General features: G+C 75.9%; 7 protein-coding genes and 1 pseudogene. 5 read left to right on the plus strand and 3 right to left on the minus strand.

Going from position 1 to position 7,190, the window contains the following annotated elements; translation table 11 throughout:
• Window positions 1-105: 105 nt before the first annotated feature.
• Window positions 106-444, minus strand: coding sequence for a hypothetical protein (locus AC2CJA_RS21740; protein ID WP_484604360.1), 339 nt, complete (start codon window positions 442-444; stop codon window positions 106-108).
• A gap of 679 nt (window positions 445-1,123) precedes the next feature.
• On the opposite strand from AC2CJA_RS21740, the pseudogene AC2CJA_RS21745 reads away from it, so the two are divergent.
• The 4 genes and pseudogenes from AC2CJA_RS21745 to AC2CJA_RS21760 form a co-directional block, all read left to right on the plus strand.
• Window positions 1,124-1,288, plus strand: a pseudogene (locus tag AC2CJA_RS21745) (serine/threonine protein phosphatase); the annotation flags it as partial.
• A complete protein-coding gene (locus tag AC2CJA_RS21750) occupies window positions 1,285-2,415 on the plus strand; it encodes a cobalamin B12-binding domain-containing protein (protein WP_484604361.1) in 1,131 nt (376 codons plus the stop codon). The pseudogene AC2CJA_RS21745 and the gene AC2CJA_RS21750, both read left to right, overlap by 4 nt.
• Window positions 2,412-2,672, plus strand: a complete 261-nt coding sequence (locus AC2CJA_RS21755; RefSeq protein ID WP_484604362.1) for an STAS domain-containing protein — start codon at window positions 2,412-2,414, stop codon at window positions 2,670-2,672. The genes AC2CJA_RS21750 and AC2CJA_RS21755 overlap by 4 nt, the downstream gene beginning before the upstream one ends.
• A gap of 158 nt (window positions 2,673-2,830) precedes the next feature.
• On the plus strand, window positions 2,831-3,376 hold the full coding sequence (locus AC2CJA_RS21760; RefSeq protein WP_484604363.1) for a methylated-DNA--[protein]-cysteine S-methyltransferase: 546 nt from the start codon (window positions 2,831-2,833) through the stop codon (window positions 3,374-3,376).
• 7 nt (window positions 3,377-3,383) lie between these two features.
• Here the strand turns inward: AC2CJA_RS21760 and AC2CJA_RS21765 are convergent, their stop codons facing one another.
• Entirely contained in the window at window positions 3,384-5,084 is a 1,701-nt protein-coding gene (locus tag AC2CJA_RS21765; RefSeq protein ID WP_484604364.1) for an FAD-dependent oxidoreductase, read from the minus strand.
• Window positions 4,979-6,283 carry a lycopene cyclase family protein gene (locus AC2CJA_RS21770; RefSeq protein WP_484604365.1) on the minus strand — a complete coding sequence of 435 codons (1,305 nt, stop codon included), beginning with the start codon at window positions 6,281-6,283 and terminating at the stop codon, window positions 4,979-4,981. The genes AC2CJA_RS21765 and AC2CJA_RS21770 overlap by 106 nt, the downstream gene beginning before the upstream one ends.
• Window positions 6,284-6,408: 125 nt before the next feature.
• Here AC2CJA_RS21770 and AC2CJA_RS21775 point away from each other — a divergent pair, with 125 nt between their 5' ends.
• Entirely contained in the window at window positions 6,409-7,122 is a 714-nt protein-coding gene (locus tag AC2CJA_RS21775; RefSeq protein ID WP_484604366.1) for a class I SAM-dependent methyltransferase, read from the plus strand.
• Window positions 7,123-7,190 lie beyond the last annotated feature (68 nt).

Genomic DNA, 7,190 nt, shown 5'->3' on the forward strand with positions numbered 1-7,190 from the left:
GGGGGCGCCGGGGGGGGGGGCGGGCGGGGCCCGGGGTGGAGCGGCCCGCCCCCCGGCCCGTCCGTGCTCATGGGCCTGTCCGCGTCCTCGGCCTTCCGGGCCGGCTCAGAGGCCGGACGCGCCGGGCGGCACCGGCGGGGAGGGCGGCGTGGACGGCAGGAGGCCGGAGCTCGCCGGCGAGCCGGGGAGCGGGGGGACCTCGCCGTCGGCGAGGGCGGCCTGGAGCAGAAGCCGCCGTGCCAGTTCGCGGGCCTCGGGGACGGTGAGCGCGGCCCAGGTGCCGGGTGTGCTGTCGCGGCCCGGGCCGAGATCCAGGGTGACCCGGCTGATCGGCCGGTCCGCGGTGGGCAGCCGCAGACACTTCACGGCGATCCGCCGGTCGCAGGAGGTGACCATCGGCGTCTCACCGGCCGGCTGGGGAAGCGCCCGTCCTGTCTCCGCCACTGTTCCCACACCTTCCATCTCAAACCGCTCATAACGCAGGGGCACAGTGGGTAGCGCCTTCCGGGCCCGGGATGTTCCCGGCCACCGGAGCTCACCGCGGCCGGCCACGTACACGCGTGCGGCTCGCGACCGCTGCCCCGCACGGCCCCGCCGCCCGCTCCTGCGGTTCAGCGGCCGGCCGCGGGCAGGCGCAGGGCGATCAGGGTGATGTCGTCGCGGCCGGTGGCGGCGGTGGTGGCCACCAGGTCGTCGCACAGGGAACCGGCGGACTCGCGGGCACGGCGCCTCCGGGCCCCTCGGTTCCGGGAGGGTGTGGCGACCGCACCCGAACCGGGAATACAGTGAGGTTTCTCATGCCCGCCGCGGAAACCCCTGTTTTCGCCCGGAGGGCACTCCGCCGGTCTTCCTTGTGAGCCGGGGCGGAACAGCGTGCGGCGCGCCCCGGCGTCCGGTGGGGCGCCCCCGGATGTCGCGGTTGCCTTGATCACGGCATCTGGGGGAAGGTTGCCGGACGGCAATCCCCTGTTCGGCGTCCCGCCCGGCGTTCCGCGCAGTGCCGTCCGAGTCATCCGACAGGCAGCAGGAAGGTGGTGGGGCCCGCAGGCCCCCGGTTGTGACGATCTCCGAGGACCCATCCACCCGGCCGCGCGGCGCCGGGACCGGTACGGCGTGGAACGACGCGCCCTGCGCGGCGGAGGCGGTGGTCGAACGCGTCCGGATGCCCGTCGGACAGTGGGTCGGGGGAAGGAGCCACGACGACATGGCGGTCGTCGCCATCACAGCGCCGCGCACCGCGCACCTCAGCACGGTGGACGGCCACACCCGGGGCGGGTACACGGTTTGACCACCCACACGAGCCACGCCTCCACCGCCGCCGGGCCGGCGGCCGACCCGCACGCGGCACGGGAACGGCTGTGGGACGCCGTCCGCGAGGGCGACGAGTACGCCGCCTCCGAGGCCGTCTTCGCCGCTCTGGACGCCGGAGCGGACCCGGAGGCGGTGCTGCTGGACGTCATCGCGCCCGTCCAGCGGAAGGTGGGCGCCGAATGGGCCGCCGACCGCATCACCGTGGCGCAGGAGCACGCCGCCACCGCCATCAGCGAACGGATCATCGCCGCGCTCGCCCACCGCGTGCGCGGCCGCGCACGGCCCGTCGCCGGGGCGGACCGTGTCACGGTCGCCTGCGTGGACGGCGAGTGGCACGCCCTGCCGGCCCGGCTGCTCGCCGAGGTGCTCGCGCTGCGCGGCTGGCAGGTCGACTTCCTCGGCGCCCAGGTCCCCGTCCAGCACCTGATAGCGCATCTGCACCGTACGGGGCCCTGCGCCGTCGCGCTGTCCTCCTCCATCCCCACCCGCCTGCCCACCGCCCACGCCGCGATCACCGCCTGCCAGGCGGCCGGCACCCCGGTGCTGGCCGGCGGCGCGGCCTTCGGCCCCGACGGACGTTACGCCCGCCTGCTCGGCGCCGACGCCTGGGCCCCCGACGCCCGCGCCGCCGCCGACAGGCTGAGCGGGGAAGCACTGCCGCTGCCCGGCCCGCGCACCGCGCACCACCCGGTCGACGACCTGCCCCACCTCGCCGACCAGGAGTACACGATGGTCTCGCGCACCGCCCCGCGGCTGGTGGGGGAGACCATGGCCGGTCTGGAGGAGCGGTTCCCGGCCATGCGCGACTACACCGAACGCCAGCGGCTGCACACCGCCGAGGACGTCGCCCACATCGTCGACTTCCTGTCCACCGCCCTCTACGTCGACGACGAGGAGCTGTTCACCGGCTTCATGACCTGGACCGCGCAGATCCTCACCGCCCGCAAGGTTCCCGCGCACTCCCTGCACCCCGCGCTGGACCTGCTGGCCGGGCAGTTGAAGGACTTCCCCCGCGCCATCCGCCTGCTGGAGGGGGCCCGCCGGGCCCTCGGCACGGTTTCGGCCCCCGCCCCCGACCCCACCGGCCACGGAAAGTCCGAATGACACCCATGCACCGGCCCTCCTTCGCACTCACGGCCGAGACCGGCCCCGGCACCGTCCGGCTGCGCGTCACCGGCGACCTCGACCACGAGACCACCGGGGAACTGGTCGGCGCCGTACGCCTGCACCTCGACGACCGCCCGCCGCTCCTGGAGCGGTTCCTGGACATCACCGGCACCCTGGAGCACCTCACCGCACCGCCTGTCGGGGAGCCCCCGGGGCGGGCCGAGGACTCCGGCCGGCGGCCCGGCGCCGTCTGACCGCGTTCTCCGGCCGGCCCGCTCCGCCCTGCCCGGCCGGAGAACGCGGGGTGACGGGTGGTTGTCCGGAAACCGCCGGTCGGCCGGCGGACGCCGGGTCATGCTGGTACCGGGCGGACCGGACCCATCCGGGCCGCGGCCGAGAGGAGACCCAGTACATGCCCGCAGTGCCCCGGGCGCCCGGAAGGCGCGCGCACACCGTCGTCGACAGCCCCTGCGGCCCGCTCACCCTGGTCGCCGAGGACGAGTACCTGACCGGCCTCTACATGGAGGCCCAGCGGCACCGGCCCGACGAGTCGGCCTTCGGTGAGCGGCTGCCGGAGCCCGCCGGACCGCCGCTCGCCGAGACGGCCCGGCAGCTGGAGGAGTACTTCGCCGGGCACCGCGAGACCTTCGACCTGCCGCTGAGGCTGAACGGAACGCCGTTCCAGCAGCGTGTCTGGGCCGCGCTGTGCGAGATCCCCCACGGCCGGACCTGGACCTACGGCCGGCTCGCCGAGCACATCGGCCGGCCGTCGGCCTCCCGCGCCGTCGGCCTCGCCAACGGAAAGAACCCGATCGGCGTCATCGTGCCCTGCCACCGCGTCGTCGGAGCCGACGGCGCCCTGACCGGTTACGGCGGGGGAGTGGAGCGCAAACGGGCGCTGCTGGAGCACGAACGCGCCCTGCCGGCCACCGGGGCCCGGCAGCTCTCCGCGTTCTGACCGCCCCTCAGCGGACGAGGGCCGAGGCCAGCAGCCGCAGCGGCGCCGAGCGGCCCCGGCGGGGCACCGTCAGCAGTGGGTGACCGCGCACCCCCCAGGTGGCCAGCAGGGCGTTGGCCGCCTCGAAACCGGTGGTGGCCGCCCGTTCCATCAGTGCCACCGGCAGCGTGGTGCGCACCAGGTCCCCGGCGAGCACCAGCCGGGGGTGGCCGGTGCGCACCCCCGGCCGGTCCCGCCAGGTGCCGGTGGCGAACAGCGGACAGTCCTGCCGCCACTCGTGCCGCTCGTCGACGACCGGGGCGCCGGCCGTCTCCGGGTAGACGCGGGCGAGTTCGGCCAGGGCCGCCCGCTGGACGGCGACGCGGTCCGCGCCCGGGCCGACGGCGTAGGCGTGCAGCTCCACCACGCTGCCGCCCGTGCCTGCGGCCCAGCGGGCGGCCTCGCCCTCCCAGCGGTCCAGGACACTGACGTTGTCCAGTGGGCCGTAGCCGCTGGTGCCCAGGAAACCGGGCCGGTCGGCGGCCACGGGCCGGCCGAGCCAGTAGCGGGAGACCAGGAAGGGCGGGGCCTCGCGCAGCCGCCCGACCGACGCCCGCCAGCCGGGGCCGCCCAGGCCGGGGGAGCCGTCGACCACGGCGCGCAGACCCGCGCCGTCCACGGCCAGGACGACCGCGTCGTAGCGCTCGCCCCGTTCCACTCCCGGTCCCCGGCCCTCGGTCGTCACCACAGTGAAACCGTCCCGCCCGGGGCGCACCGTCCCCACGGCGGTGCCGGTGCGCACCCGCGCGCCCAGCCGCTCCAGCCGGGCGGCCAGTGGGTCCCACAGGACGTCGGGGAAGGGGTCGCGAGGGACGTCGAAGAGCAGCCCCTCGGCCGAGCCCAGGAAGTAGATGTGGAACATCAGGACCAGTTCGGCCGCCGACAGCTCGCGCGGATCGGCGAAGAAACTGCGGGAGAACACCTCGAAGGCCAGGTGCCGGGCCGGTTCGGGGAAGCCGACGGAGTCCAGGAACTCCGCGGCGCTCACGCCGTCCAGCCGCTCGTGGACCTCCGGCACCCGCACGTCCAGCAGGGACAGCGCCGCGCGGGGGTTCATGCCAGCCAGTCCCGAGGGGGTGAAGGTCGGGCTGAGGGCGGTGAAGCCCAGCACGCTCCACGGCGGGGTGCGGGGCACCCGCGCGAAACTGTCCCGCGCTCCGCCGCTGTGCCACAGCGGGTAGTCCGGCAGCGGGGTGAGCATCGACAGGGACGGGTCGATACGCCGCAGCAGGTTGCGCAGGTTGTAGTACTGCCGGAAGAAGGCGTGGAAGCCGCGGGACATGGTGACGGACGTGCCGTCGGCCAGCTCCGTGGCCCAGCCCCCGACGCGTCCGCCCAGCACCTCCCGGCGCTCCAGCAGGTCGACGGCCACACCGCGTTCGGCCAGCGCGGTGGCGGCGGTGAGCCCGGCGATGCCGCCGCCCACCACCGCCGCGCGGACCTCGCGGTCGCCGATGCGGGCCGCCCCGGCCGGTGCCGGCCGGTGCACGGCGTAACGGTCGCGGGCGAGCCGGGTACGGTCCCGGCCCGGAAGCGGGTACGGGCAGGGGTTTCTCGTGTCTGTCACCTGGAGGCCTTTCGCTGGTGGGGGTCGCCGGGCCGCGGCACGGGGGCGGGCGGCCTGCGCGGTAGGAGGGGGAGTTCGGCCAGGGATCGCGCCATCGGCCATATGGGGGAGCGCAGGCCGATCACCACCTCCTCGCGGAGCGCGGAGCGGCCGTCGAGGAAGCGCAGGACGCTGTCCAGCCGGTTGCGGCGGAAGAGGCGGGCGAAGAAGTCCGCGCCGTCCACGCGGCCGGTGGCCAGGGCGCGCAGCAGCGCGGCGTCCATGGCCAGATGGCGGCGGGCGTGGGGCCGGGGCGGCAGCGGGGTGTGCCCGGCCGCGAGGGCGGCGGCCACCCGCGCGCTCTGGCGCTGGACGGTGGCGAAGGTGTAGCCGGTCGAGGGACGGGTGGCTCCGCCCGCCGTACCGATGCGGAACACCGAGCGCCCGGCCCGGCGGACGAAGCGCCCGTCGGTCATGGGAATGACGCCCTGCTCGGCGCCGGTGACGGTGAACTCGCCCAGCGGCCGGACGCGTTCGGTGTAGTGCCGCAGCGCGGCCTCGTACTCCCGGCCGGTCAGGGGCGAGGAGGAGAACTCGGTGTACTCCACCAGGGCCTCGCGCGGTGTGAGGGGCAGGACGTAGGCGAAGGACAGCCCGCGCCGCGGCTGCGGGGTGCGCAGGTCCATCAGCTCCGCCGTACCCGGGTCGAAACGGTCCTCGCCGGTGCGTACGAACCAGCCCCGGAAGTGCTGCAGCAAGGTGGTGCGGGCGGGCGGCAGGATCCGAGGCGGACGCGAGTCGAACACCCAGCGGCCGGTGAGCGCGAAGGACCGTCCCGCGGCGTCCGTGCCGCTCACCCGCGCACCGCGCGGTCCGTCCTCGACGGCGGTGACGGTGCCGGTGACACGGCGGACGGCGGGGGAGGCGGCCAGACGGGCGTCCATCGCGCCGGTGAAATCCGCGGAGCGGACCATCAGATAGTGCCGGGGGCTGTCACCGCCCAGAGTCTCGCCTCCGGGACCCCGCACCAGCAGCCGCCCCCAGGAGGCGGCGACGGGCACTTCGAGCCCGGCGCCGGGCCCGCCGGGGACCGCTCCCTCCTCGCCCCAGAAGCACCAGGTGCGCTCGGGGCTGCGCTCGGGGCCCGGCGGCGGCTCCACCACCGCCACCGAGACGGGGGCCGAGGGGGAGGCGGCGTCGAGGAGGCGCCCGGCCAGCGACAGGCCCGCCGCCCCCGCGCCGACCACGACCACGTCCGCGTCCACGTCACTCCTTCCGCCCGGGCGCGCGGCCTCGGCCGCGGCGGTCTCCGGGCGGCTCATCCCCGCTCCCTCCCCCCGGCAGTGCGTCCGGCGCTCATTCCGGCGCGTTCCCGGCGGCACACGCCGGGTAGGCGTGCGGCCATGACCTCACGACCCGGGCCCGTACGGGCGGAAGGACGGACACGATGACCTTCCTGCAGGACGGCGCGCTGACCGCGGCGTTCGACGGTGCCTCCACCGCCTATGACCGTCTGGTCGGCGCGAACCCCGGCTACCACCGGCAGTTGCGACGCTCCACCCGCAGGCTGGCACTGCCGGACGGCGGCGAGGGCCTGCGCGTACTCGACCTGGGCTGCGGGACCGGCGCCTCCACCGCCGCGCTGCTGGCCGCGGCGCCCCGCGCCGAGATCACCGCGGTGGACGCCTCGGCCGGGATGCTGGAGCGGGCCGCCGCCAAGCGGTGGCCCGGGAACATCACCTTCGTCCACACACCCGCCGAGGAACTGGAGCGGGCAGGGGTGCGCGGGCCCTTCGACGCGGTGTTCGCCGCCTATCTGGTGCGCAACCTGACCGACCCGGACAAGGTGCTGACCGGGCTGAGGTACCTGCTGCGTCCCGGCGGGCGGCTGGCCGTCCACGAGTACGCCCTGTCCGGCGCGGCACGCCACCGCCTGGTCTGGACGGCCGTGTGCCACTCGGTGATCATCCCCGCCGGCTCCCTCGGCCCGGGCGGCGCGGGCCTGTACCGCCACCTGTGGCGCAGCGTCCTGGAGTTCGACACCGCTCAGGAGCTCGCGGAGCGGCTGACGGCGGCGGACTTCGACCTCGTCCGCACGGTGCCGCTGCCGGGCTGGGAGTACGGCATCCTCCACACCTTCCTGGCCCGCGCACCACGCTGAGCGGGGCACGGGCACGGCATCCCGCGCGGAGCCCGTTGCGGAGCCCGGTGTGAGGGCCGCCCCGGCGG

The sequence above is a fragment of the Streptomyces sp. ATLC9 genome, from assembly GCF_057196705.1.

Coding starts and splice junctions, on each gene's coding strand:
- AC2CJA_RS21765 (WP_484604364.1), bottom strand. CDS start 5,084: ATGGCCGATGGCGCGATCCCTGGCCGAACTCCCCCTCCTACCGCGCAG.
- AC2CJA_RS21760 (WP_484604363.1), top strand. CDS start 2,831: ATGCCCGCAGTGCCCCGGGCGCCCGGAAGGCGCGCGCACACCGTCGTC.
- AC2CJA_RS21770 (WP_484604365.1), bottom strand. CDS start 6,283: ATGAGCCGCCCGGAGACCGCCGCGGCCGAGGCCGCGCGCCCGGGCGGA.
- AC2CJA_RS21775 (WP_484604366.1), top strand. CDS start 6,409: ATGACCTTCCTGCAGGACGGCGCGCTGACCGCGGCGTTCGACGGTGCC.
- AC2CJA_RS21755 (WP_484604362.1), top strand. CDS start 2,412: ATGACACCCATGCACCGGCCCTCCTTCGCACTCACGGCCGAGACCGGC.